This is a genomic window from Halorubrum aidingense JCM 13560, from assembly GCF_000336995.1.
Lineage (GTDB): Archaea > Halobacteriota > Halobacteria > Halobacteriales > Haloferacaceae > Halorubrum > Halorubrum aidingense.
Genome location: NZ_AOJI01000002.1, coordinates 1 through 25,625 on the forward strand (window position 1 = coordinate 1; position 25,625 = coordinate 25,625).

A 25,625-nucleotide genomic window follows, 5' to 3' on the forward strand; every position below is an offset into this window, starting at 1 on the left:
GCCCAGCCCGCTCAGAGATGTGTATAAGAGACAGTCCTGTCGGAGCGGGACCGCGTCCGCGCGCCGAGAGTCCGCGCTCGTCTGCCGGTGAGACTCCGGGCAGCGGGCCGCCCGCATACACAGCGTTCGTTGAATCATGATGTCTGTTACCGGCTCGGGTAACGGTCACCATTCTCCATGTCTAGACATTGTTATTCGGCGATTGTAAGATGGCCTGTAACGGCAGTATAACCGTCCGAAATGCGCGTACGCGCATATTTCGCTTCATCGAATATATTTCGATAGTATGACCGTAATAACAGGTATTATTGGAAATATAACAATACCGCATAAGCAGTTTGGGGATATACGAATATGCCCTCATCAAGGACGCAACTCGTGGCTGGTATCGAGGTGCTATATCGCGATCACCGCTCACAATGATCGGACTAATATATCAACCTCTAGGTGATGTCGGCGGCGTTGCACCGTCCCTCTCTCCCGCGCTCTACCCGGTGGGTGGTCGCCCGGCGGTCGAGCACGTGGTGGACGAGCTTGGGCCGATCGTCGAGGAGGTGGTTCTCCTCGCCGACGATCCCGACGTTCAGTCGGCTGCCGCTCGCGCGAACGGGTCCAGTACCGTTGCCGAGAGCGTCGACGAGGTCCGAGAGCGACTCCCCGCGGACTCCGATCAGGTCGTCGTCGCGTCCGCCTCGACGCACGTCGACCGATCCGACCTGCGATCGCTGGCGAGGCGGACCGACGCCGTCCTCCGATCCGACGGGAGCTCGCACGGCCACCCGCCCCACGAGGTGTACACGGTCAGCTCCCTGTGCGGCGGCGCGCGCTCGGCCGGTGACGGTATCCAGACGACGGCCGAACTCGTCGCCGACGTCGCGACGCGGGCGGACGGGCCGGAGCTGACGACGGAGCGGCTGTACGACGTCGCTCGGCCCTGGGACCTCCTCGCGGCGACCGAACGCGCGCTCGACGGGCTCGACCGCTCGCTCGCGGGCGACGTCCACCCGATGGCGGACTGTCGCGGCCCCGTCGTTGTCGAATCGGGGGCGCGCGTCGGCGCGGGAGTCGTCGTTGAGGGCCCCGCGTTCATCGCTCGCGGCGCCACGGTCGGCCCGAACGCGTACATCCGCGGATCGACGTACCTGGGCGACGGCGCTCACGTCGGCAACGGCGTGGAGATAAAAAACAGCGTCCTGTTCCCTGACGCGCGAGTCCCGCACCTCTCGTACGTCGGTGACAGTGTCGTCGGTCCGAACGCCAACCTCGGGGCCGGAACGACCGTCGCGAACCTCCGTCACGATGGGGAGCCGGTCGAGGTGGCCCACGACGGGCAGCGGGCCTCGACCGGTAGACGGAAGTTCGGTGCCGTTGTCGGGGCGGACGCTCGAGTCGGGATCGGTACCTGCCTCAACGCCGGCGTGAGGCTCTCGGCCGGATCGACGACGCCGCCCGGAGGAACGGTGCTCCGCGACGTGGACGGAGACGACGGGAACGCCGGTCTCGACGACCGGATCACTGCTCCCGGAGAACCGGGAGACGAAGACGAACACGCGGCGGCGGACACGACAAAATGAGACTTCAGACTATGCTCGATTCACTACTCTCACGCCCCGAATCCGCGGGCGCGACCGATCAGGACCGTTCCGACACCGACTCCGGCCCGGAGTCGAGCCCCGATCCGGAGTCCGGTCCCCCGCCGATGGATTCGGGCGGGCCGATCGACGGCGACGACCCCGATGCGGACGAATCAGGACTTCCGCTCGACATCACCTTCGAGATACTCAAGAACCGCCGCCGACGGCTCATCCTCAAATATCTCGAAGACAAGTCGGAGTCGACACCGATCGGGGAACTGGCCGAACACATCGCGGCGATCGAAAACGAGATCGACCCCCGACAGCTGGACTCTCAACAACGGAAACGCGTGTACATCGGCCTCTATCAGTGTCACCTCCCGAAGATGGACGACGCGGGCGTTATCGAGTACAACCAGACTAGAGGGCTCGTCGACCTCAACGACAGCGCCGCGCCGCTCTACGAGTACCTCGATCCGCAAGAAGAGGAGTCCGAACGCGACAGCGGACGCCGCTATCTCCTGTTCACGTCGCTTTTCGCGGGCGCGTTCCTCGTCACACGGCTCTCGAGTATCCCCTCGATGACCAACGTCCTCGTCTTCGGATTCTGCCTCGGCATGCTGTCTTTGGCCGTTCTCGACGCCCGAACGGCTCCCGACAGTTAGTAAGACAACCCGCCGTCGACCGACGGATTGGCCGCGCTGACGGTCGCGACCGCGTCCGCCGAACTCGCGTCCCCGCCGGCGATCGACACGCCGGTCGGGATCGTACACCGGGGTCCGAACACCAGTTCTCGAAGCTGAACGTCCTCGCTGACCGTCGCTCCGGGGAGCAGCACCGTGTTCGCCAACTCGACGCCGCCGTCGACCGTCGCGTTCGCGCCGACGACGCTCGGTCCTTCCACCACCGCCCCCGACCGGACGGTCGCGTCGCGCGCGACGATGACTGGCCCGCGGATCGTCGCGCCTGACTCGACGACCGCGCTCTCCGCGATCGAGACGTCCCCGACCACGGTCGCGCCCGCTTCCACCGCTCCGTCGATCTGCCGGGTCGTCTCGGACAACGCGAGCTCGTTCGCCCGGAGCAGATCCGCCGGCCGCGCGACGTCGAGCCACTGATCCGTCTCGACGACGGCGACGTCCCGCTGGTCGATGAGCCGCGCGAGCACGTCCGTGACCTCGCGCTCCCCTCGCTCGCTCTCGGGGACGTCGAGTGCGGTCCGCACGCTGTCGGGGAACACGTACGCGCCGGCGTTCGCGAGGTTCGTCGGCGGATCGACCGGCTTTTCGACCACGTCGGTCGCGTAGTCTCCGTCCGTCGACAGCACGCCGTACTCGCGCGGCTGGTCGACTCTGTGCGCGGCGACCCCGGCCTCGTGGCCGAACAGCTCCGTGAGGCTCGCGGTGTCGAAGACGCTGTCGCCGTTCAGGACCGCGAAGCGACCGTCCAGCATCGGGCTGGCCTGCTGCACCGCGTCGGCGGTCCCCGAGGCCGTCGGTTGTCGCGCGTATTTGACGGGTATTCCCTCGTACTGGCTTCCGAAGTACGATCGGATGTGATCGGCTTTGTATCCGACGACGATGATGAGCTCGTCGGCTCCTGTCTCTTATACACATCTNGATGATGAGCTCGTCGGCTCCCGCCTCGATGGCTGCGTCGGCGACGCGTGCGACCAACGGTCGGTCGCCGACCGGGAGCATCGGTTTCGGCGTGACAGTGGAGAGCGGTTCCATTCGCGTCCCGCGGCCTGCTGCTAGGATGACTGCCTGCATACGACCGATAGACTGGTCGCGTTGTCCTTGTTAGACGATCAATACTCGGAATTTACACTTTCATCTCGATATCGGCGGCCGCCTGGTCGACGAGGCGCCGAGCCGTCCGAAACAGCAGTTTCACCCGGTCTTCCGTCCCGGCTTCGGCCGTCACTCTGACGAGCGGCTCGGTCCCGCTCGCGCGCACGAGAAACCACCCGTCGTCGACGTCGACGCGGACTCCGTCGAGGGCCGTCGTGTTTCGGTAGCGCCCGGCGACGCAGCCCCGGACGCGATTGACCACCGACTCTCGGGCCTCCGTCTCGACGTTGCCCCGACGGATCGGTGCCGTGGGGATCTCCGCGACGATGTCGTCGAGCGAACCGCGCCGCGCGACCAGCGTCGCGAGCCGCACGGCGGCGAGCGGGCCGTCCGGACACGGCGCCTCGGACGGCCAGATCCAGGCACCGCTCGGCTCTCCCCCGAAGACGACGCCGTCGTTGGTCGTGCGATCCGCCACGTGGCCGTCGCCGACTCGGGTGTAGGTCGTCGTCGCACCGACCGCCTTCAACGCCTCGGTCACCGCGATGCTCGTGTCGATCGGGACCGCGACCTCCTCGCCCGGACTGGCCGCCTCCTGAGCGAAGACCGCGAGCAACACGTCGCCGGGGACGAACGTCCCGGACTCCGTCACCGCCATCATCCGATCGGCGTCACCGTCGTGTGCGACGCCGATCTCGGCGTCGGACCCCGCGACGACCGTGGACAACCGCGCGCAACTCCCCTCCGTCGGCTCGTTCGAGCGGGACGGAAACGAGCCGTTCGGGTCCGCGTCCAGCGTCCGAACGCGACAGCCCATCCGCCGCAGGGCGTCGGCGGTCACCGTCCCAGTTCCGTTCCCCACGTCGACGACGACGTCGAGATCGAGTGCCGCGTCCTCGTCAGCGATCGCGTCGACGTGACGCTCGACGGCGTCCGAAACGGTGTCGTGGGACCCGATCTCGTTCCACGGGCGGATGTCGTACTCGCCGCGTTCGATCCGGTCGGCGAGCGCGCGCTGGCGCTCGCCCACGATCGCTCGCCCGGCTCCGTCCCAGAACTTCAGTCCGTTGTCCGCGGCCGGGTTGTGCGACGCGGTGACGACGATCCCCATGTCCGCGTCGTGCCATTCGACGGCCCGAGCGACTGTCGGCGTGGGCGCGACGCCGAGATCGAGCACGTCCGCTCCGCACTCCTGTAGCCCCGACGCAACCGCGTCTGTCAGTATCCGACCGGTCGGTCGCACGTCGCGACCGACGACGACGCGCGACGCGCCCTCGGAGGCGACGGCCCGACCGGCGTTGAGCGCGAGCTCGGCGGTTATCTCGGTTCCGAATTCGCCGCGTATTCCGCTCGTTCCGAACATCATAAAGCCGTCACGTGCGGGACCGGAATTTGTTAGCCTCTCAATACCTTCCGCTGTCTCTCGCCGTCCGTCTCAGTCTTCCGACGGGTCCACGGCCTGCGGACCCGAAGCCGGTCGGCGCTCCGGTCGGTCCGTGGCACCGTTCCGTGACACCGATTGCTGCTCCGATCTGTCGGGTTCCTCTCGCCCGATCGACCGGCGGACCGTCGCGTCGAGATGCTTGTTGGCGCGCGCGTCGAGGCACATCCCGGCGACGAAGCCGGCTATCCCCCCGAGAAGCAGGAGGAACGACTCTATTCCGGACGTCTCAGCGGTGTCGGTTGTCGCCGTCTCGCGGACTGCCCGGCCGACGCCGAGCACTCCTCCTACCGTACCGATCGCACCGAGCACGTACGCGACCACGAGCGGGTGGAAGTCGAAGAGGACGTACTTCGTCCAGAGCCGCTTTAAGAAGTTCTTGAACAGCATCGCCGACACCCTCGGGATGTAGCTCCGATAGCTGATGTCGCTCTCCTCGTCGCCGTACGTGATCGGCCGCGGCACGTCGGCCACCCGGGCGTCCGCGATGTTCAGCTTCACGAGGAGGTCGTTACAGTACCCGTAATACTCGTACATCTCGTCGACGTCGGCCGTCTCGAGCGCGTGCAGGGAGATGGCGGTGTACCCGCTCTGCGGGTCCCCGCTCCCCCAGTATCCGCTCGCGATCTTCGTGAGCGCGGTCAGCGTCGCGTTTCCGACGAACCGGAACCAGGGCATGTCCCCGTGTCCGGTCCGTCTCATCAACCGGTTCCCCTTGGTGTACTCCGCGCTGCCGTCGACGATGGGATCGAACAGGTCCCCGAGCATCTCGGGCTCCATCTGTCCGTCGCCGCCCATCACGGTGGTGAGGTCGATCTGATCCCGTCTGGCAGACTGATACCCCGTTTTTATCGCGCCGCCGACGCCGCGATTCTCTTCGTGGGAGATCGGTACGACTCGCCGATCGAACCGCCGTTCCGTGGTTTCAACGGGTGCCGTTCGCTCGTTTACGATCGCTGCCTGTTGTTCGATCTCGCGCCACGTGTCGTCCGTCGACCCGTCGTCGATGACGTAGATGCGGTCGACGAACCCGGGCACTGACTCGATCGTCTCGCCGACGAATCCCTCTTCGTTGTATGCCGGAATGACGACTCCGGTCGTGTGTCCTCGGTACATTGGTTTCGATCGGACTGGTTAGTCCGGGAGAAGCGCGCATACGGCTTTGTTACCCGTTCCTTGTCTCCCCCTGCGTCCGCGCATTCGACGCCGGTACCCCGACGCCTGCTTGCGAATTCTAGAGTTCGACCGCGGGAGAAAGCCCGTCGCCGCCGACGCGTCGCCGACGGACTCGGAAACCGACCCATAACGAAGTGACCGAAACGGGAACTCCGCCCAATGGATCAGAGGCCCCTCGTTCGTATGGTGATCATTATTGTCGCCGTCTCGACAGCAGCCGTCCTGTTGTCGGGAGGCGTCGCTGCACAAGAGGACCCCGGCAACGAGACCGACTTCGTCGTCGCGCAAGGCACGACCTGTGAGGTCGTCACTCCGGCCGGAGACGGGACGCAGAACGTCTCATCGTTCTACGACTACCGGAATCCGTACCCGGACATCACGGGGAACCCCGCCTCCGGAACGTACAGCTCCTTCGGCACGACCGAGTATCAGACTTCCAGAGAGAGTTCGCTGCTCTTCTATTCCGGATCGGAGGGCACGAGCCTCGTGTTGGTCCACGAGGAACTCGGCGACGAGACGGGCGGGAGCACGGCCACGTTCGACTTCCAGCGTCTCCCGGCGAACGGTGAATGGGCCGTTCAAGACGATGAGTACCCGTTCCGAGACGACGATTGGACTGTCGAGGAGACGAGCACGGTGGTTGACTGGAAGTGGGGACCGAACCGCACGGACGGCGGGGCCTACCGCGGCGTCTCGAACCTGGACGACCCGATCGTCATCGAGCCGGGATTCAACGAGGAGGCTGCTCACTGGGGCGATTGGGGGTACTCCGGCAGCTCCGAATACCGGATCCAGGCGTGGACGGTCCGCGACGCCGACGGAACCGTTTACGAACTCGATCGCGACCGCCGGATCTTCATCCACAACGGCCCCTGCGTCTCCACGCCGCCGTCCGCGTCGCTGTCCGGCCCGGACACGACTCCCACCGGAGAGACCGTCACGCTCGACGCGTCTGACACCACCGACGACGAGGAGATCGGCGGCTACGAGTGGGACTTCGACGGGGACGGGACGATCGACGAGATCACGACCTCGCCGACCGTCGAACACACGTTCTCTTCCGAGGGGAACCAGACCGCCTCCGTGACCGCCTTCGACACCTACGGCAACGGCGACACGGCGACGCAGAACATCTCGGTCACGCAGGTCGATGAGCCGACCGACGAGCCGCCGTCGGCTTCGCTCGACGCGCCCGAGACGGCGACCGTCAACGAGTCGGTGACGCTCGACGCGAGCGGGTCGACGGACGACGGCAACATCACGGAGTACCGGTGGGACTTCGACGGAGACGGAACGGTCGACGAGACCACGGCGACCGCGACCGCGACGCACACGTACGCCCAGTCCGGTGAGTACGAGCCGACGGTGACGGTCGAGGACGCGTCGAACCAGACCGACGAGACGAACGCTTCGATCACCGTCGAAGCGGCCGACGAGCCGGCCGTCGAGCCGCTGTCGGCCACGCTCGACGCGCCCGAGACGGTGATCGCCAACCAGACCCTGACGCTCGACGCGAGCGGGTCGTCGCCGGCGGACCAGATCACACAGTACCGGTGGGACTTCGACGGGGACGGAACGGTCGACGCCAACACGGCCTCGCCGACGGCCGACCACGCGTACACCGCTTCGGGGACGTACGATCCGACCGTAACGGTCGTCAACGATAGCGGCGGAACGGCGACGGCGAGCACGTCGGTCGCTGTCGAGCAGGCCGACGGGCCAACCGACGAGCCGCCGTCGGCTTCGCTCGACGCGCCCGAGACGGCGGTCATCAACGAGTCGGTGACGCTCGACGCGAGCGGATCGACGGACGACGGGGAGATCGCGGAGTACCGGTGGGACTTCGACGGGGACGGGACGATCGACGAGACCACGGCGAGCGCGACCGCGGCGCACACGTACACCACACTCGGCGAGTACGAGCCGGCGGTGACGGTCGTGGACGCGTCGAATCAGACCGCCGAGGCGTCACAGCGCGTCGAGGTGACCGAACAGCCGATCGAACCGGAGATCCAGTCGACGCCCGCCGAGCCCGAACCCGGCGAACAGATCACCTTCGACGCGACGACCGCCCTCTCGGATAATGTCACGGCCGAGTACAACTGGACGTTCGACGACGGGCGCACCGCGAACGGGTCACAGACCACGCGCACGTACGACTCGGAGGGGACGTATCAGGTGACGCTGACCGTCCAGACGGCCGACGGACGGTCCGCGACGACCGAATCGACCGTCACCGTCGCCTCGAACAACGACGGAGGCGGTAACGGCGGCGCCGGAGGTGGCGGTGGTAGTGGCGGAGACAACGATGACGGCGGCGGCGGTGCCGGTGGGGGCGGTGGGGGCGGTGGCGGGAACGGCGGTGGCGGTGGTGCCGGCGGTGGCAGCAGTGGCGGTGGCGGCGGTGGCGGCGGCGCCAGTAGTGGCTCGCCGTCGATCGGGTCCCCCGACGTCTCGCTCGGTGCCACGGAGCTCGTCGCGGGCGAGACGCTTATCGTTCGGGCGACGGTCGAGAACNGTCGATCGGGTCCCCCGACGTCTCGCTCGGTGCCACGGAGCTCGTCGCGGGCGAGACGCTTATCGTTCGGGCGACGGTCGAGAACACCGGCGACGGGACCGGGACGAAAAGCGTCGAGTTCGAGATCGACGACGAGCTGATCGAGGACCGAGAGATAACTCTCGATCCGGGTGAGACGCGAACGCTGACGTTCACACACCAGTTCACGACGCCCGGCACGAAGGCCGTTGAGATCGACACCGGAGAGAAGCGGTACGTCGAGGTCGCACCGGCTTCCTCCGCGTTCACGGTTCGAGACGCCACGGTGAGCCACGACCCGATCCAGACGGGCGAGGCGTTCACGATCGAAGCCGTGGTGGAGAACCCCGGAGAGATAAACGGGACGAAGCGCGTCAACCTCACCCTGTTCGACGAGGTGGTCGACCGCCAGGAGGTCACGCTGTCGCCCGGCGAACGCCGGACCGTCTCGTTCGATCGACAGATCGCGTCGCCCGGGAACTACACGGCCCAGGTCGGTAACGAATCGGTCTCGCTCACGGTCGTCGGCGAGCCGTCGAGCGGCCCCCCTACGAGCGACCCCACGGAGACGTCGTCCGTCGGCGGCGGCGGCGTGTCGCTCGCCAGCTTCGCCGCAATCCTCACCGTTATCGCGACGGTCGTTACGGGGTTCTTCCTCGTCCGTCGAGAGTGAGACCGCGATTCGGGTCCGGCCGGCGCTGACAACGTCTCACGGGTCGGGATGGTTCCGGCCTTACGAAGATCAGTGAGCGCGGGGGCATCTCCGAAGTGGGCCGTATGCCTCGGGGATCGGACCTGAACTTCTCCCCCTCTCGTTGCCCACATCGATCCGCATCCTCTCGGATCGAAAAAAGAAGATACTAATCCGGTGTAACGCGCCTATTACCAACTAAACGACGGACACAGTAGAATCAGTGACCCACCTGCTACCGACTTCAGCGCGTACCGAACCCACACGTTCACCACCGGCAGCCAGTCACCGGAGACGTTCACGACCGGTATCCAGCCATCGGAGCCGTTCGCCAAGATGTCTGCGAGCCACCCGTGTCTCTCACTCACCGCTTGAGACCACTATTTAAATCGGATACACATGTCACCGAACTCCCCGCGCTCGATGTGTGTCTTGGCGGAACCGTACCTTACGGACTACCAGGTTGACTCGTTGGTCAACGCCGTTCGGGAAACCGGCATCGAGATCCCGATGGTCGTCGTCAACGGCACGGTCAGTAGATCATACGATCCGGATCAGGTCGCGAACGCGGTCAACAACCCCATCAGCCTCACCACGCTCAAACTGTTCCGTGAGGTCTTCGAGCGGGAGCGGTGGTGGTCGTTCGTCATCGCGGAACGGAAATTCGCCGAACAGGTCGGTCTCTCGGACACCGAGGAGCGGCGTATCCCCGTCGAAGACGTCCCCGTGTTCGAGGATTCGGACGTCCGCCGCGTCGAACCGATTCAGGACGGTGCCTGGAACCGGCTCCCGCCGGACGTCGTGGAGGAGGTCGGCGACAGGGCGGACGTGGTCGTCCGCTACGGATTCGACCTCATAGAGGGGGACATACTCACCGCCCCTCGAGACGGCGTCTTGAGCTTTCACCCGGCGGATATCCGCCAGTACCGCGGTCTCGGTCCGCCGCGGGCATTTCTCGACGGCCAAACGAGGATGGGGATCACGCTCCAGCGGCTTTCCGACGAGATAGACGCCGGTGAGATCATCGCGATCGAGCACCGGGACCTCGACGACTGTCTCACTCTCTGGGACGTCTACGACAGCCTTCGGGACGTTCAACCTCACCTGCTCGCCGCCGGTATCACCAACCTCCGAGACCCGGACTTCGAACCGATCAACCCGGACGCCCTCGGCCCGTACCACTCCGTCGCCGATCGACGCGAGCCCAAATTTGCCCTCCAGATCCTCAGCAAGAACGTCTCGGGGTACCTCACCCGTGTCCGGGACGCGCGTCTTCCAGACCTGACCACCCGTTAGTCTTTGAGAGACCGACGCTCGCTCGAATCGGACTGTTCTCCCGAACCCACCTCGAAGAGCAGCCTCACCCGTTCGTTCGGTTCAAGCCCGTCGACGAGGAGCCCGAACTCGTCCTTGCCGAAGAACGCCCGAACGTCGGGTTCGGGCCGATCCGTCGCTGACCGCTCACAGACGAGCTCGAGCGTTCCGGTCGCGTCTGCGCGGACAGTCATTTGTGTGAGTTGTGTCATCGGTACACATACCCTCGCCGATTGTATACCTTCTTGGATCCGTCGTTCGCTTTTATCAACCGGATCTCAAACCGTCTGCGGGCCGATCCCGGGGAGCTCGTCCTGATGGTCGTGCAGCAACCCGAGCAACGGTTCGATCTCGTCGAACATCGGACCGCGCCGAACGATGTCGACCGAGTCGTCCCACTCGATGTACCCTGCGTCGGCGAGTTTCGGGAAATGCAGGTGGCGAAGTTGAATCGCGAGAACGTTCGGTTCGTCTCCGCCCGGTTTAATCGCACCAGCGGGTAGTTCACCTTCGGTATAGGGTGTGTGGTCGCTGAGACGGAAGAGAATTCGGCGCCGAAACGGATGGCTCAGCACCTCGAACATCTGATCGAGTCGTCGATCCCCCTCCAGATCGACCGTCCCAGTTGATTCGGCCATACGGGTGGCAACGGCGTGCTACTGTATAAATAATTCTCCCCAAATAATTACAATAATTAAAAACCCAACCTAGACCGGCGATTGGTGGATATTTTAAAAATCTAAACCCGTTTTGAATGACAACAGAGGCGGCTGTATTTGATTTTTTTCAACCGGTTCTCCTGTTATTTTCGATCGGTGAACGACCCGTCGTCGGCGCTGTCGTCCTGATCCGCGTCCGGACCCGTCCGCGGGTAGAAGTGGTCCCACGGCTGGACCCGCGTCTCGGAAATGATCTCAGAGCTGCTGATCGCCAGGCCCAACTTCACCAGTTCGTTGCGGATCTCTTCGACCTCTTTGACCGTGCCGGCGACGACCTCGACGTGGAAATTATGTTCGCCTCCTAACAGCTCTCGGGTGGTCACCACACCGCGAACCTCGAGGCTTTGCTCGGCCATCGACTTCAGCGCGCTCGGATCGACCGTACAGACGAACAGGACGTGGAGGGGGTAGTCCGCTTGCTCGTAGTTGATCTCAGGGTGATACCCCCGGACCACGCCCTCATCTTCGAGTTTGTCGAGGCGGTTCCGAACCGTCGTGGAAGTCACGCCCACTTTTTCGGCGATCTCCGTATTGGTCTGGCGGGCGTTGAGCTGGAGCTGGTGTAGGATGCTCCGGTCCACGTCGTCGATCGGCTTGTTGTCCATACCGTGTCCTTGGACAGAACGCGGTAAAAATCCGCGCGGGCTAGTCACCCGGCGCTGCAGTCACCCGGAGTGATGTCGTTGTCCTGGGACTGCGGACCGAACACTTCGTCGGCGTCGGCGTTCCGGCAGATGGCGTTGTCCCGGATGACGTTCCCGTTCGATTGCTTGACGTGGATCCCGTCGTCGAGATTTTCCCGCAGCGTGTTGCCGATCACGGACCCGTTGTTCGCGTGTCGGAGGAACAACCCGTCGTCGTCGTTCTCGGTCAGAACGTTGTTCCGAATGGCCGATCCGGACGCGTTCTGCACGTCGATCCCGTCGTCACCGTTTTCGGTCCCCGTATTTCTGATGATCAGGTTCTCGTCTCCGACGACGTATATCCCGTTGTCGGCGTTGTTCGTGGCGTTGTTCGCGTTGATGGCCCCGTTCGAGACGCGCTCGAACGCCACCCCGTCGTCGAGGTTCCGGTGGAGCTCGTTCCGCCGCACCGCCGCGTCCTCGCCGCCGGTGACGTGGATGCCGTCGTCGCTCCGCTCGACGCGGTTGTCGGCCAAGACGATCCCGTCCGTCGACTGCGCGAGCACGCCGTGGTTGTAGCTCCCGGTGACGGTGTTGTTCGCCACGACCGACTCGCGGTGCACCGTCTCGCTCGGCCAGCGGTCGACGCCGGACCGCTCGTTGAGCCCGTTCGTGGCCCCCTCGCGCGCCTCGCCGAATCCGGACACCGGTCGCCACTCGCTGCCACCGCTCTCGGTTATCACCACCTCGTCGCCGCTGTCGAAGTACTGGATACCGCCCGCTCGGGCGTCGGTCACGACGTTGTCTCTCGTCTGTGCGCCCGGCGCGTCACGGACGTGGATCCCGACGCCGGGGATCGCGTCGAGCCGGTTCCCTGCGATCGTCGCCTCGGTCGCCCCCTCGACGTCGATCCCCGTGTCCGCCGCGTCGGTGATGTCGTTATCGACGACGGACACGGTTTCGGCCGCCGCGACCCGAACGCCGATGCCGGACGTGTTCGACACCGTGTTGCGTCGCACCGTCGCGTTGCGCGCGTCGCTCTCGACGCTCACGCCCGCCCCGGTCAGGTCGCTCAGCGTGTTGTCTTGCACGGCTACGTCGCTCCCCGCCGCGACCTGGACTCCGCCGGTCGCGTCCGTGACGTCGGTGTCGGCGACCGTGACGCCTTGCGACGCCCCGTCGACCGAGACCCCGGCTATCGCCGCGCTCGAGACGCGCACGTCTGTCACCGAACCGCGGGTGACGCCGTCGAACGCGACACCGACCTGCCAGTCCGAGAGGCGCACGTTCCGCACCGAGACGTTCTCGGCCCCTCTCGCGAGGACGGCGGGCCCGCGAGCCGAACTCTCGTTCGGCGCGATCGCGTGTCCGTTCCCGTCCACGGTGACGTCGTCCGCGGTGATGACGAGACACCCCGCTTCCGGAGCGTCCGCGATGTCGGACGAGAGGACGTACTCGCCCGGCGATTCGATCGTGGTACACGACTCGATCTCCGTCGCGTCCGACGACGCGTCGGATTGCGCGGCGATCGGCGGCGCGGCTCCCAGCGCGAGGAGCAGCGCGATTCCGAGGATCAGCGCCGTCCCGGTCTCCTTACGAAGTAGGTTCATACACGCCCCGTACCACGCCGGACCGTCACATTGTAAGGGATCGCATTAACCGCCGCATGCGCGGTCTGAACGCCGAGCGCGAGCACGTCGAACCCGGCCCTCGAAACGTCGGCCTACCGTGCCGTTGCCCGTCGATCGTAGCCGGCGATCTCCCGACGACGGCACCGACGCTCGCGCCGATAATCGAGTCGAATCCGGTGTAGCGACCGCGAATCCGGCGCCCGACCCCCGTTCTGCGCCACCGGCGACTAACCCCGAAGTGGCGGCGACTAACGAAGTGATCCGGATCGGGGTATGGCGGTATGCAGCTTCGACACCTCACCTCGTCGAGCGTCGTCGTGGAGGGCGACGAGCTATCGGTCCTCTGTGACCCGTGGTTGCTCGACGGCGCGTTCTACGGTGCCTGGAACCACTACCCGCCGTTGGCGTTCGACCCGGAGGACTACGACCACGTCGACTACATCTACCTCTCGAGTGCGCACCCGGGACGCTTCCATCGACCGACGCTGGAGCGACTGGACGCGGACACCCCCGTTCTCGTTCACGAGGACGCGTCCGATCGGCTCGTCGACGGCGTCGAACGCCTCGGGTTCGACCTCATCGAGCTGTTCGACGCCGACCGGACGAACCTCGGCGGCACGCTCTCGATCGAGGCGGTCTCCGCGTCAGCCCGCCGCCCGCTCCCCGACGGACGCGGCGGTGATTCGCCGCCGGCGTCGGCGCGGTACCAGCGCCCCCGGGTCTCGCCGCCGGTGGGCGACGCGGCGCCGGTCGTGGTCTTCGACGACGGCGAGAGCGTTCTGGTGAACGCGAGCGCCTGCCGTTGGCCGGCCGCCCGCGACGCCTGCGACGCCGTTGCCGGCCGGTACGGCGACGTCGACGCGCTGGTGACCCCGTACGCGACCGCCGACCCGTACCCGCAGTGTCGGATCGACTACGCGTACGACCGAAAGCTCGCCGCGCGCGACGAGGTCGTTCGGGAGATGTACGCGGAGGCGGAGGCGTTCGTCAACGCGCTCGAACCGGACTACTTCCTCCCGGTCGCCGACGGGTACGCGCTCGGGGGACAGCTCGCGAGACTCGACGAGTACGTCGCGTTGCGAACGCGAAACGAGGCGTTCTGGCACTTCGCCGGGAGCCCGTCTATCGAGCCCGCACACAGCATTCCGGTCCTCCTCAACAGCGAGGAATCGCTCGACCTCGAAACCGGAGAGCCCTCCGCGAACTACGTGCCCACAGACCGCGACGAGCGCCGCGAGTACGTCCGGACGGAACTCGCGGAGCGCGACCTCGCGTACGAGCGCGGCGACAGACCGGGGCTCGCCGACTTCAGGCCGTTCCTCCCGGACGCGTACGAGAACCTCGAAGCGAAGCGCACGGCGCTCGACTGGGAGAGCGAAACGACGGTCCTGATCGATCTCACCGAGGGTACCGCCGTCGCGATCTCGATGTCGGGCGACGGCTACGAACTCGTCGACCGGGTGCCCGTGACCGCCATCGACGATCCCTTCCTCTACTTGACGATGGACCCGCGGCTGCTCTACGACCTTCTCAGCGACGCGGAGGGCGTTCGGTTCAGCGACGCGCGACTGGGATCACACGTTCGGTACGCGCGCGACCCCGACGTCCGCGAACCGGCGATCGATCGGGTGCTGAACGCCTACCACGCCTGACAGCTGGTCTCGTTATACTCAACATAACAATGCCCGGACCGTCGCTGTTCTCTGGTATGATCCGCACGTTCTATCGCCCCGACGAGCCGTCGCGGGGCCCAGTATGATGGGCGCCGACGACCGCTTCGATCATCGAATCACGCTCGATGTGGTCCTCACGACCGGATACGCCCTCGTCGCCGCCCTCGTGCTCGTCACCGATGTCGCGACCGGCGCGCTCCGGCTCGCCGTCGCGGCCCCCTTCGTCGGATTCCTCCCGGGGTACGCGCTGTTGTCCGTTCTCGTTCCGGCGACCGACGGCGTCGACGGGCCGTCGCTGACCGCCGGCCGCCTGCGCGGCTCCGGACTGGCGTGGTTCGAGCGGTGCTCGCTCTCGGTCGGCGCATCGCTCGGACTGCTCCCGATCCTCGCGTTATCCCTGTCCGCACTCGGATTCCCGCTCACGAGCGACACCGTCGTTCTCACGCTGTTCGCCGTCGTGGCGGGCGGTTCGTTCCTCGGGCTGATCCGCCGGCTTCGGCTCCCTCACGGGGACGCGTACGCGCCGCCGGTCGACCGATGGGAAGCCGAGGGTCGCGCGGCGGTGACCGAACCCGACCACCGAGTCGACGCGGCGCTGAACGTCGCGCTCGCGCTCGCCGTCCTGCTCGCGATGAGCGGGCTGGCGTACGGTCTCGCCGCCCCGGACCGCGGCGAGTCGTACACGGAGGCCGCGCTGCTCACGGAGGGCGAGGACTCGCTCGTCGCGGGCAACTACACGACGGACGTCACTCGCGGCGAGTCGATCCCGCTCACGCTGTCCGTCGAGAACCGAGAGGATCGGCCGATCGATTACACCGCGGTGGTCGTCGTCGAACGGGTTCGAGAGGACGGCGAATCGGTCGACGTGCTCGAACGCGAGGAGCTCGATCGGTTCTCGCTATCGGTCCCCGACGGCGAGACCCGGACCCGCGGTCTGGACCCGGCGCCGGGGATCGCCGGGAACGATCTCAGACTCAGCGTGCTCGTGTTCCAAGGCGACGCGCCGGACACGCCGACGGCGGCGGACGCCGACGAGCGGCTCTTCCTCTGGGTCGACGTGGAACCGGCCGGCGGCGGTGCAGGATCGCTCACCGGTGGCGATCCGTAGAATGTGGCCCTGGGAACACCTCGCGTTCGCGTACCTCATCGTCTCCGGCTTCTATCGGCTCGCGTGGCGGGACCGCCCGACCGACGTCGCGGCGGTCGTGATCGCGGTCGGCGCGCTCCTCCCCGACCTCGTCGACAAACCGCTCGCCTGGGGGCTCGGCGTGCTTCCCACGGGCCGGTCCCTGGGCCACTCCCTGCTCGTCGTTGTCCCAGTGCTCGTGGTGGTGCTGGCGCTCGGCCGTCGAACGAGGGACCCCCGCGCCGCGGTCGCGTTCGCGATCGCGACGCTCAGTCACCTCGCGGGAGACGTCCTCTATCCGCTCGTCGTCAGCGGGGAGCTCCGCGTGAGGTTTCTCCTCTGGCCGTTCGTTCCCGCCCACGTCCACGACGGCGGGTCCGGGGGACTGTTCGGTCGGGTCGTCGAGTACTTCGGCGATTTCCTCTCGTTTCTGGCCACCCCGCGAGGGGCGCTCTTCCTCGCTGTCGACATCGGACTCGTCCTCGCTGCGGTCGCCGTCTGGTATCTCGACGGCATGCCGGGGATTCCCGATCGCGTTCGCCCGTGACGGTCTCCCCGCAGTTCGGCGGGGTCGTGGCCACGCGCGCCCCATAACCGCTCCATAACAAATACTCCGACGGTCGGATATCGCGTCGATGACACTCCGAACTGCCGTCATCGGCGGTGGCACCGTCTCCGGCGTCCACCTCGACGGCCTCGACCGCAATCCCCGTACCGACCTCGTCGCCATCTGCGATCTCGACGAGGACATCGCACGCGACATCGCGACCGAGTACGGCATCCGGGCGTTCTTCGACGTCGAAGAGATGCTCGCGGAACTCGACCTCGACTGGGTACACGTCTGTACGCCGGTCCAAACGCACCTCGCGATCGCGAAGACCGTGATCGAGGCGGGCATCCCGGTCCAGATAGAAAAGCCGATCACCGAGACGTACGAGGAGTTCGAGGAGCTCGCGGCCTTCGCCGAGCGCCACGACGTCGTCGTCTCGGAGAAACACAACCACGCCTTCGACCCGGTCGTCCGTCGCGCCATGCAGGCGAAGCGGAACGGCGAGCTCGGCGAGGTCCGCGGCGTCGACGTGATATACACGGGATCGAGCCGTCCCGACGACCCGAACCGCGGCCCGTGGAACTTCGACCTCGCCGGCGGGGAGTTCGAGGAGGGGATCCCGCACCCGATCTACCTCACCCTCCGTGCTGGCGGGTATCCCCGAAGCGAATCGTCGCTCGCCACCACCACCGCGCTCTTCGGCGACTACGAGCGCTCGTTCGATTACGACGGCGCGCAGATCCAGTACGTCACGGACGACGAGGTGCTCTGTACGACCAAGATGCTCGGCGGGACGCGCCCCGTGCGGGAGCTCATCCTCCACGGCTCGAAGAAGTCGCTGACCGCCGACCTGCTCTCACAGACGCTCATCGAGCACGACCGCGACTACAAGCGATCGGCCGCCACGAGAGCGCTGAACAACGTCGACCAGGCCGTGGACCGATTCACCGGAACGATCGCGAACGCACGGGCCGTCCTCAACCGGTCCCGGAACGACGACTGGGACACGCTTCGCCTCCTGAACGCGCACTACTACCAGAACGACGCGGAGTCGAGGGCGCTCGAAGCGGGGGACCCGTCGCGGATGCCGGTTCCGCTGTCCGAGTCGCGGTGGATGATCCTGCTGATGGAGGAGATCCGCGACACCGCCCGCCGCGGCGATCCGGAGGAGTTCGGTACGGTCGAGGCGTCGGTCGGTGGTGACGAGTAGGCGGGACGATGAACCACGCGATGGCGTCGCTCGACGACGCGCTCAGAACCGTCGGCCGCCGGCTCGTGACTCGCCACCCGCAGTGGAACTCGATGCTTCTGCGGGCGCGAGACGGCTACGCGCGGGCCTACGTTCGTCTCAGGTGGGGCGTGAACAGCCTCCGGTACGCCGTCCCGCCGGACCCCTACCGGTTTATCGAGGTCGACCCCGCGACGCTCGAACGCGTCGTCCCCGTCAGCGGCCCGAAGTTCCGGCACGCCGGCGCGGTCGTCGGCGGCGACTGGGACCGGCCGACGCTCCGGTTCGAGGAGATGGACGTGTTCCGGGCGTACAAACGGCACTTCGAAGACGGGGTGCCGTGGCGCGAGACCGAGTTCTACGACCGCATCGTCGCCGAACTCGAGGACGGACACGCCCGCTGGGGGTGCCGGACGCAACGGGAGTTCGACGAGCGCTGCGAGCGTCTCGACCGGCTGTACGAGACCATCCGGACTGAGGGCTACCGAACGCAGGAGCAGCTTCGGTCGTCGGAGGCGGCCGACCCGATCAAGGGCGAACGCCCCTCGGAGAACCGAGACGAACTGAAGACCGAACGGCTCAAAAACGAAATCGCCGTGAACATCGGCCGCGACGGCGAGCTGTTCTTCTCTGACGGCCGCAACCGTCTCTCGATCGCGAAGCTCCTCGGCCTCGACAGCGTTCCGGTTCGCGTGCTCCGCCGGCACCCGGGCTGGCAGTCAATTCGAGATGCGTACGTTCGCGGCGAACCGATTCCGGAGGCCCATCGAGACCATCCCGACCTCGTGGGGCTCGATCGCGGCGAGCGGTGACCGGTGACCGGCGAGCGGTGACCGGCACGAAGCGGTCTGACGAGGACGCTCTGTCCGCCGCCCGCTTCACTTATTTTGGCTGGTCAGCACGTCGTCCGCGACCTCCCCCATCGTCCGCACCGTCAGGTCCGTCTCCTCGCGCCGGCGATCGAGGTGTTCGAGGATGGCGTCGAGCCGTTCGGTGCCGTCGGGCTGCAAGAGGTTGTGCGGATGAAACCACATGTGGAACACGCCGTCGGCCTCGACCGCCTCGTCGATACCGCGCTTCGCGACGGACACGACCGGCGGATACCCGAGGCGCTTCGCCGCGCGTCGGGCGGCCCCTTCGAAGCTGAAGAGGTAGAGCGACGCCGGCACGTTGACGAGCCCGTGCTCGTCGACCGTCGGGGTGACGATCGGCGGCTCGAATCCCACGGGCGACCAGTCCGCGAGCTTCATCAGCGGCCGGACCGCCGTGTCTTCGTACCACCGTCGCGGTCGGGTGCCGCGGTAACAGCTGAACCCGCGCTCCGCGAGGACGTCTCGGTGTGCGACTCGGTTCCGGGGATACACGAAGCTCTCCAGTTCGATACCGAATCGCCTTGCCGCGGCCACCGAATCCGCTATCTCCGCGTCCGCGACCGCTCGGTCGACGTCGTCGCCGTTCATCACCACGTGCGAGAAGTTGTGCGAGCCGATCTCGTGGTCTTGCTCGGCCGACTGCACGGCCTCGATCAGGTCCGGCGCGTGCCAGTCATCGTGCGGCGTGGCCAGCCCGGGCACACACGAGAACCACGTCGGGGCCAGCGGGTGACCCATGTGTCTGCCGTCGCACGCGTCGAGAAAGAGGTGCCCCACGATCGCCCACGTCGCCGGCACGTCGTGTTTCTCCAAGAGGCGAAGCGTCGACTGCCATCCCTCTCGTGCGTCGTCGATCCGATCGGGCACCGTCTCGAGGTCGTGATACCCCCACGCCAGCTCCGCGTCGATCGAGATGACGACCTCACCCACGCAGTCTCACCCGGTCGAAGCGCCGCGCCGCCGTTGCGCTGCCGGTCCCCGCGTCGATCGCTGTGCCGACCGACCGACAACTGACCCACTCGCCGGGAGTCGACGTCACTGTTCGACCTCCGTGACGCCGACGAGGTCGCGGAGCCCCTCGCGCAGCGAGACCTGCGGATCGAACTCGAGGTGCCGACGTGCCGCCGAGATGTCCGCGCGGCTCCGGTCGACGTCCCCGTCTCGCGGATCCGTGTGGACGATCTCCGAGTCGGCCCCCGCGATCGAACGGATCTCCTCGGCCAACTCGCGGATCGTCACGCTCTCTCCGGTTCCGATGTTGAACCCGCGGCCGACCGCGTCGGTCTCGGCGGCCGCGAGGTTCGCGCGCACCACGTCGGCGACGTGGACGAAATCCCTGGTCTGCTGGCCGTCGCCGTGGACGGTGATCGGCCGCCCGGACCGCGCCTGATCGACGAACGTTCCGATGACGCCGCTGTAACTCCCGCCCGACTGGCGCGGCCCGTACACGTTGAAGTACCGGAGCGCGACCGTGTCGAGCCCGTAGTGTTCGTGATACAGCCGCGCGTAATGGTCGATCGCGAGCTTGTCGACGCCGTACGGGGAGTCCGGACGCTTCGGATCGTCTTCGCGGACCGGTAGCTCTTCGGGGTCGCCGTAGATGGCGACGCTCGATGCGAGGACGACGCGCGCGTCGTTCTCTCTCGCGCGCTCCAGTACGGAGAGCGTGGCGACCGCGTTCCGGTCCTGGCTCTCCGCGGGGTCCTCGACCGACGCCGGGACGCTGACGAGCCCCGCTTGGTGAAACACGACGTCGACGCCGTCCATCGCCTCCGCGAGCGCGTCGTCGTCGCGAATGTCTCCCTCGATGAACGTCGCGTCGTCTGGGACGTTCTCCGGCCGTCCGTTCGTCAGATCGTCGATCACGCGGAGGTCGTTGCGCTCGACCAGCGCGTCGGCTAGGTGACTGCCGACGAATCCCGCACCGCCCGTGACGAGGACGGTTTGATCGCGGATCGGGGCCGCATCGACTCTCGCCGCATCGGACTCATCCATACCGGCGACTTCCTCGGTTACGCGGTTTGTTATGGACAGCTTTTCACGCCAAGAAGCGGGTGACTTCGTCGACGTCGAGGGTTCCGCTGAGCACGGCGAGCACCCCCCAGACGGCGACCCCCAGCCCGATCGCTCCGAAGAGCGAGACGAGCCCGGACACGTACGGGATCGCGACGCCCACGACGGCGCTCATCCCGGCGGTGATGAGACAGACGATCGCGAGCGTGCGCCCCACGCTCCTGAAGTCGACGCCGAGCTCCTGATCGATGAAGTAGACGTTCGAAAGCGTGTACACGGTGTACGTGACGACGGACGCCGCCGCCGCGCCGACCACGCCGAACACCGGGATGAGAATGAGGTTCAACACGAAGTTCGAGATGGCCATCGCCGTCTTGATGATCGCCCGCGAACGGGCTCGACCGAGGTAGTCGAGCCCGTCGCTGGTCACCTTGTTGACCGCGTTCACGAGGATGAAGCCGCTGAACACCTGCACGACGGGGACGGCCGGCAGGTAGTCCGGACCGAAGACGTGCCGCACCATCGGGTCCGCGACGAGGATCAGCCCGGCGACGGCCGGGACGTACAACAGCAGGACGTACTCCAGCGAGCGCCGGTAGAGCTTCGCGGCCCTGTCGGTGCGGTTCCCCGACTTCTCCTCGCCGAGCGCCGGCGAGATCGTGAACCCGAACGCGGCGGCCGGCGAGGCGACGAAGTCCGACACCTGCTTGGCGATCGTGTAGTACCCGACCGCGGTCACGTTCATGAGCACGCCGACGAGCAGGGCGTCGACTTTCTTGTCGAGCACGTTCGCTCCCCGCGTCGCGGTGAGCGGGACGCTGTATTCGAGGAGCCGCTTGGTGAGGTCCTGTTCGGCCGCCTCAGCCTCCGGCAGCGACGTGTAAAACCGCCGGTAGACGACGACGGCGCCGACGACCGCGGCGAGGAGCGTCGCGACCACGTACCCCGCGAGCGCACCGGCAACGCCGAACCCGAGCATGACGAACACCGCGACGAACACGAGGCGACTGACGCCGGTGACGACGCGCAGGACGCCGGTCCACGTGACGCGGTTGAACCCCTGAAAGAGCGCGCTGAAGTACTTCGAGAACCCGTGAGCCGCGATGTAACAGCTGCCGACAAAGATGAACGGAATCAGCGACGGCGTTCCGGCGAGCCGAGCGATCGGCTCCCCCAAGACGAGTATCCCGGCCACGACGACACCGATCAGGACGACGAGCGACACGAGCGACCGACGGATCACGTACGGGACCTGTCCCGGTGCGGTCTCCGAGAACTCGGTGACGTACCGGGCCGCCGACTTCGGGAGCCCGAGCGTCGCGAAGATGGTCACCACGCCCAACGCGGCGAGCACGAAGTTCAACTGCCCGTACTGTTCGGGCGTGAAGAGCACCCGAGTCAACAGGACGATGAGGAGCCCGTTCGAGACCTTGTCCAGGATGTCGGCCCCGAAAATCGCTTTCACGCCCTTCGAGAGGCGGTCCGCGAGAGACACTTATCGGCCCCCCGAGGCCTGCAGTGCAACGATTTCTCCCGCTTCCGCGCCCGGCTGGACCTGCCGCGACGAGCCGCTCGCCTCGGGCAGATCCGGTCCCGTCTCCCCCGGCGGCACGTCCTCGTCCAGGTCCCCGTCGCCCTCCGGAGGCACGTAATGGATCTGCAGCTCGTCGTTGCTCAACACCCGGTTCATGCCGGGCGTCGCGTCGAGCGCCCGGAATCCCGGCTCGTCGTACCGGAGCCCGTCGTAGAGCCCGACCTCTTGGAGCCGATCACCCCGCGTTATCGCCACGTAGCGACCGTCTTGGTAGTAGTCGGTGTAGTTCCCGGCCGCGAACACCGACGTCGGTATCGGATCCTTATATCCGGGGAAGTTGAGCGTTTCCCGCGCGTGCTCCGTTCCGTAATGGAGGTCGACGTACCGCTCCGGGCCGCCGCGGACGGCGGCGAACTGGATGCCCGGCTGGCGGTACTCGAAGGCGGACGCGTACCCGCCCACTTGCGCGTCCGTGACTTGCTTGTTCGGCTGGTACACGTACGGCGACGGGTGGAAGACGGCGAGTCCGACCGGGAGCAACACCAACAGCAGCACGATGACGATCACCGTCGCGGAGGTGATGCGGTCGCGGTCGACCCCCCGGCCACCGTCCACGACCCCTCTGTGGCCCGTTCTCTGCATACTGCCCGCGGGTTGATGGCGCCCAGATCGCTTCCCGTCGATCGCGTACGCGAGCGCCGTCGCCCCGAGCGCCGTCACCGGGACCATGATGAACCCTTGGTACCGGAAATACATGTCGCCGGACGCCGACGCGAGGACGACGAGGAACACCGCGAAGACGGGGACGAGCCCCGCGCCGAGGTACACGATCAGCGTGTTCGACTCCGGATCCGGGAGCTGACGGAACGGGACGATGGTGAGGATGAGCCCCGCGAGCAGCGAGAACACCGCCGCGACGAGAAAGAGCTTGATGAACAGCTCCGGCAGGCTCCCGCCGACGGTGGTGAGCGACGTCGACTTCTCCGCGACGACGCCCCCGCTCGTCCCGCCGGTCGACAAGATGCTGGTCGCCGTCGAAACGACGGCTCCCTGTACGCGCTCGAACCGGGGCGCCCACAGCGCGAACGCGCCGACGAGCACGGTGGTCTGGACGTGAAGCAGCCGATGGTGTACGGCCATGTCCTCTCCGAAGCGACGGAGCACGACTTGCGCTCCCGTGATCGCGACGAAACACAGCCCGAGGTTGAGCGCCTGTTGCGGATGGATGAACAGCAGCGCGAGCGACGCCCCGGCGAGCAGGATGCCGATCCCGGACATGTTCCCGAGACGGGGGATCCACGACCGCTTTCGCTTCTGCATCGGCACGTCTTCTCCCGGATTCCGAATGACGTAGAGCAGCGCGAGGTAAAAGATGAACGCGGAGTAGAGTATCCCCTGACTCGCGGCGTGCGCGTTGAAGTGGACGGAGATGTTGTTGATGGGCACGAACAGCCCGGCTCCGAGGAGCCCGACCGCGTACGCCCGCGGAGTGCGTCCCAGAAGCTGGACGATCAGCGGCACGCAAAGCAGGAAGACGAGCGGGAACGCCACCAACACCACGTAGAGATTCGCCGCGAGAAGCGAGATGTCCGCCGCCTCTCCGACGAACACCGTCGCCGTGTGAATGCCGGGGTAGAGCAGCTGATCGGGGGCGAGCACCCCGGCGCTGATCTCGCGCGCCCACCCGACGTGGCTGAGCGAATCGCCGCCGCCGAGGAAGCTGTATCCGCGGAGGATCGGCATCGCGACCACCGCGAACGTCGCGCTGCCGATGAGCAGGAGCGCCGAGTCGTGGCGGCGGGTGTCGCGGGGGGCGGTAAGCCCGACCACGACGCCGACCGCGAGCGCGATTCCGAGACCGAGCCAGACGAGCGCCGGTGTCGATCGATACATCGACAGCTCGTACCCGGTCGCGGGGCTGCGGTTGGCGGCGACGAGTGCGACGAACAACGCGAGGTGTCCGACGACCGATCCGATCTTTGAGAGACGTGAGAAGGAAGTTGACATGAGACGCGATCCTCGTTGGTGTTGCCGTCACTGAACGCCGGTCGGGGTTTGTTATAAACAGCGTATCGGTGGTCGTCGCGTTTCCCGAGCGTGCTCGGCCCGCGGTCACCGCCGTCGGCTCGGAGTAATCGCCGCCTACCAGTCGATTGAACCGACCGATCGAGCCGGCCGCTAACCGGCCGCGGGCTCACTCGCCACAGACCTGCTGGTACACCGCGTGGAGCCGATCGCGGGTGCGGGTGACGCTGACCTCGCGAACGACGTCCCGCCCGTTCGATCGCGTTTCCCGCTCAAGTACGTCGACCAGAGCGTCGGTGAGTCCGTCGTCCGTGGTGCACACGGCGGAAGGGGAGACGCCGGAGAGGCGTTCGCGGACGTCGCCGACGTCAGTCGAGACGACCGGCAGGTTACACGCCATCGCCTCTTTCACCGAGTTCGGGGACCCCTCGCGCTCGGAGGTGAGCAGCAGCGCGTCGGCGGCGTTCATGTACGTCGGCATTCGCTCGTGCGGCACGCCGGACACCGTCTGCAGGCGGACCTCCCCGTCGAGCGCTTCGGACGCGGCCTCGACGACCCGCGCCGCGCGCGGATAGTTCTTCACCCCGCGCCCGGGCGGGTAGGGAAACAGGACCTGGTGAACGCCCTCGTCCCACCCGAGGTCACGGCGCGCCTCGGCGGTCGACTGGGGGGCGAACCGGTCGAGATTGACGCCGTGTGGGATCACGTGGCACGGCCGGCCGAACTCGTCGGCCATCTCGTCGCTCATCACGACCACCTCATCGGCACGGGCCGCGAAGATCTTGCTCACCCACCCGTACTTGCCCATGAGGTCCGTTCCCCACAGCGAGACGACGACGGGGAGATTCGGCTGGAGCACCGCGGCGGGAGCGGTGAGCCCGAAGTTGGCGTGGATCAGGTCGTACTCGCCGAAGGACCTCCGCAGTGTCGGGGGTAACAACCGGAGGTAGTCGATCGGCCCCCGCCCGTCGACGTTGTCACCGTCGTAGTCGCGGTAGCCCGGGACGGCGACCGTCGTGCACTCGACGCCGACGGCTTCGAGGCCTTCCACCTGCTGTTGGAAGAACCGGGACTGGTCGTTCGTAACGAGGTTGAGAACCCGCATG

At 66.6% G+C, this 25,625-nt stretch carries 22 protein-coding genes and 1 pseudogene; 10 read left to right on the forward strand and 13 right to left on the reverse strand.

The window, feature by feature from the left end; genetic code table 11:
- Nucleotides 1-524 precede the first annotated feature (524 nt).
- Together C461_RS00010 and C461_RS15995 are read left to right on the forward strand one after the other, a co-directional pair.
- Nucleotides 525-1,574: a glucose-1-phosphate thymidylyltransferase gene (locus tag C461_RS00010; RefSeq protein WP_007997498.1), complete on the forward strand. Its 1,050-nt coding sequence runs from the start codon at nucleotides 525-527 to the stop codon at nucleotides 1,572-1,574.
- A gap of 11 nt (nucleotides 1,575-1,585) precedes the next feature.
- Nucleotides 1,586-2,239 (forward strand): DUF7344 domain-containing protein, encoded by a 654-nt coding sequence (locus C461_RS15995; protein ID WP_007997501.1) that lies wholly within the window; start codon nucleotides 1,586-1,588, stop codon nucleotides 2,237-2,239.
- On the opposite strand, the gene C461_RS16000 is transcribed toward C461_RS15995, so the two are convergent.
- The 4 genes and pseudogenes from C461_RS16000 to C461_RS00030 form a co-directional block, all read right to left on the reverse strand.
- On the reverse strand, nucleotides 2,236-3,045 hold the full coding sequence (locus C461_RS16000; RefSeq protein ID WP_449271972.1) for a sugar phosphate nucleotidyltransferase: 810 nt from the start codon (nucleotides 3,043-3,045) through the stop codon (nucleotides 2,236-2,238). The two genes, C461_RS15995 and C461_RS16000, sit on opposite strands and share 4 nt — an antisense overlap.
- A gap of 160 nt (nucleotides 3,046-3,205) precedes the next feature.
- A pseudogene (locus C461_RS16260) lies at nucleotides 3,206-3,346 on the reverse strand (NTP transferase domain-containing protein); the annotation flags it as partial.
- A gap of 52 nt (nucleotides 3,347-3,398) precedes the next feature.
- Nucleotides 3,399-4,730: a phosphoglucosamine mutase gene (glmM, locus tag C461_RS00025; RefSeq protein WP_049906167.1), complete on the reverse strand. Its 1,332-nt coding sequence runs from the start codon at nucleotides 4,728-4,730 to the stop codon at nucleotides 3,399-3,401.
- Nucleotides 4,731-4,802: 72 nt separating this feature from the next.
- Nucleotides 4,803-5,924, reverse strand: coding sequence for a glycosyltransferase family 2 protein (locus C461_RS00030; RefSeq protein ID WP_007997506.1), 1,122 nt, complete (start codon nucleotides 5,922-5,924; stop codon nucleotides 4,803-4,805).
- Between the two features lie 243 nt (nucleotides 5,925-6,167).
- Here C461_RS00030 and C461_RS00035 point away from each other — a divergent pair, with 243 nt between their 5' ends.
- The 3 genes from C461_RS00035 to C461_RS00045 all read left to right on the forward strand — a co-directional run bounded on the left by C461_RS00035 (nucleotide 6,168) and on the right by C461_RS00045 (nucleotide 10,507).
- Nucleotides 6,168-8,642 (forward strand): PKD domain-containing protein, encoded by a 2,475-nt coding sequence (locus C461_RS00035; protein ID WP_007997507.1) that lies wholly within the window; start codon nucleotides 6,168-6,170, stop codon nucleotides 8,640-8,642.
- Nucleotides 8,564-9,193, forward strand: coding sequence for a CARDB domain-containing protein (locus tag C461_RS00040; protein ID WP_394294975.1), 630 nt, complete (start codon nucleotides 8,564-8,566; stop codon nucleotides 9,191-9,193). Before C461_RS00035 ends, C461_RS00040 begins: the two co-directional genes overlap by 79 nt.
- 441 nt (nucleotides 9,194-9,634) lie before the next feature.
- On the forward strand, nucleotides 9,635-10,507 hold the full coding sequence (locus C461_RS00045) for a formyltransferase family protein (protein ID WP_162138514.1): 873 nt from the start codon (nucleotides 9,635-9,637) through the stop codon (nucleotides 10,505-10,507).
- On the opposite strand, the gene C461_RS00050 is transcribed toward C461_RS00045, so the two are convergent.
- From C461_RS00050 to C461_RS00065, 4 genes are all read right to left on the reverse strand, one after another.
- Complete coding sequence (locus C461_RS00050) at nucleotides 10,504-10,719, reverse strand: hypothetical protein (protein ID WP_007997510.1); 216 nt, start codon at nucleotides 10,717-10,719, stop codon at nucleotides 10,504-10,506. The genes C461_RS00045 and C461_RS00050 overlap by 4 nt on opposite strands.
- A gap of 84 nt (nucleotides 10,720-10,803) precedes the next feature.
- Complete coding sequence (locus tag C461_RS00055; RefSeq protein ID WP_152418268.1) at nucleotides 10,804-11,109, reverse strand: helix-turn-helix transcriptional regulator; 306 nt, start codon at nucleotides 11,107-11,109, stop codon at nucleotides 10,804-10,806.
- A gap of 218 nt (nucleotides 11,110-11,327) precedes the next feature.
- The gene (locus C461_RS00060; RefSeq protein WP_007997512.1) at nucleotides 11,328-11,849 is read right to left on the reverse strand and encodes an Lrp/AsnC family transcriptional regulator; all 522 of its coding nucleotides are present in this window, start codon (nucleotides 11,847-11,849) and stop codon (nucleotides 11,328-11,330) included.
- Nucleotides 11,850-11,893: 44 nt separating this feature from the next.
- Nucleotides 11,894-13,477 carry a right-handed parallel beta-helix repeat-containing protein gene (locus C461_RS00065; RefSeq protein ID WP_007997513.1) on the reverse strand — a complete coding sequence of 528 codons (1,584 nt, stop codon included), beginning with the start codon at nucleotides 13,475-13,477 and terminating at the stop codon, nucleotides 11,894-11,896.
- Nucleotides 13,478-13,779: 302 nt separating this feature from the next.
- On the opposite strand from C461_RS00065, the gene C461_RS00070 reads away from it, so the two are divergent.
- The 5 genes from C461_RS00070 (at nucleotide 13,780) to C461_RS00090 (ending at nucleotide 18,887) form a co-directional block, all read left to right on the forward strand.
- On the forward strand, nucleotides 13,780-15,150 hold the full coding sequence (locus C461_RS00070) for an MBL fold metallo-hydrolase (protein ID WP_007997515.1): 1,371 nt from the start codon (nucleotides 13,780-13,782) through the stop codon (nucleotides 15,148-15,150).
- A 103-nt stretch (nucleotides 15,151-15,253) separates the two neighbouring features.
- Entirely contained in the window at nucleotides 15,254-16,279 is a 1,026-nt protein-coding gene (locus C461_RS00075) for a DUF1616 domain-containing protein (protein ID WP_049906115.1), read from the forward strand.
- 1 nt (nucleotide 16,280) lies between these two features.
- Complete coding sequence (locus tag C461_RS00080) at nucleotides 16,281-16,844, forward strand: metal-dependent hydrolase (protein WP_007997520.1); 564 nt, start codon at nucleotides 16,281-16,283, stop codon at nucleotides 16,842-16,844.
- Between the two features lie 88 nt (nucleotides 16,845-16,932).
- Entirely contained in the window at nucleotides 16,933-18,057 is a 1,125-nt protein-coding gene (locus tag C461_RS00085) for a Gfo/Idh/MocA family protein (protein ID WP_007997522.1), read from the forward strand.
- Between the two features lie 8 nt (nucleotides 18,058-18,065).
- Nucleotides 18,066-18,887 carry a hypothetical protein gene (locus C461_RS00090; protein ID WP_007997523.1) on the forward strand — a complete coding sequence of 274 codons (822 nt, stop codon included), beginning with the start codon at nucleotides 18,066-18,068 and terminating at the stop codon, nucleotides 18,885-18,887.
- Nucleotides 18,888-18,953: 66 nt separating this feature from the next.
- On the opposite strand, the gene C461_RS00095 is transcribed toward C461_RS00090, so the two are convergent.
- The 5 genes from C461_RS00095 to C461_RS00115 form a co-directional block, all read right to left on the reverse strand.
- Entirely contained in the window at nucleotides 18,954-19,877 is a 924-nt protein-coding gene (locus C461_RS00095) for a polysaccharide deacetylase family protein (protein WP_007997525.1), read from the reverse strand.
- A 105-nt stretch (nucleotides 19,878-19,982) separates the two neighbouring features.
- The gene (locus C461_RS00100) at nucleotides 19,983-20,942 is read right to left on the reverse strand and encodes an NAD-dependent epimerase/dehydratase family protein (RefSeq protein WP_007997527.1); all 960 of its coding nucleotides are present in this window, start codon (nucleotides 20,940-20,942) and stop codon (nucleotides 19,983-19,985) included.
- 43 nt (nucleotides 20,943-20,985) lie between these two features.
- On the reverse strand, nucleotides 20,986-22,455 hold the full coding sequence (locus tag C461_RS00105) for a flippase (protein ID WP_007997528.1): 1,470 nt from the start codon (nucleotides 22,453-22,455) through the stop codon (nucleotides 20,986-20,988).
- On the reverse strand, nucleotides 22,456-24,501 hold the full coding sequence (locus tag C461_RS00110) for a hypothetical protein (RefSeq protein ID WP_007997531.1): 2,046 nt from the start codon (nucleotides 24,499-24,501) through the stop codon (nucleotides 22,456-22,458).
- Nucleotides 24,502-24,688: 187 nt separating this feature from the next.
- On the reverse strand, nucleotides 24,689-25,624 hold the full coding sequence (locus C461_RS00115; protein WP_007997533.1) for a glycosyltransferase family 4 protein: 936 nt from the start codon (nucleotides 25,622-25,624) through the stop codon (nucleotides 24,689-24,691).
- Between the last annotated feature and the right edge of the window lies 1 nt (nucleotide 25,625).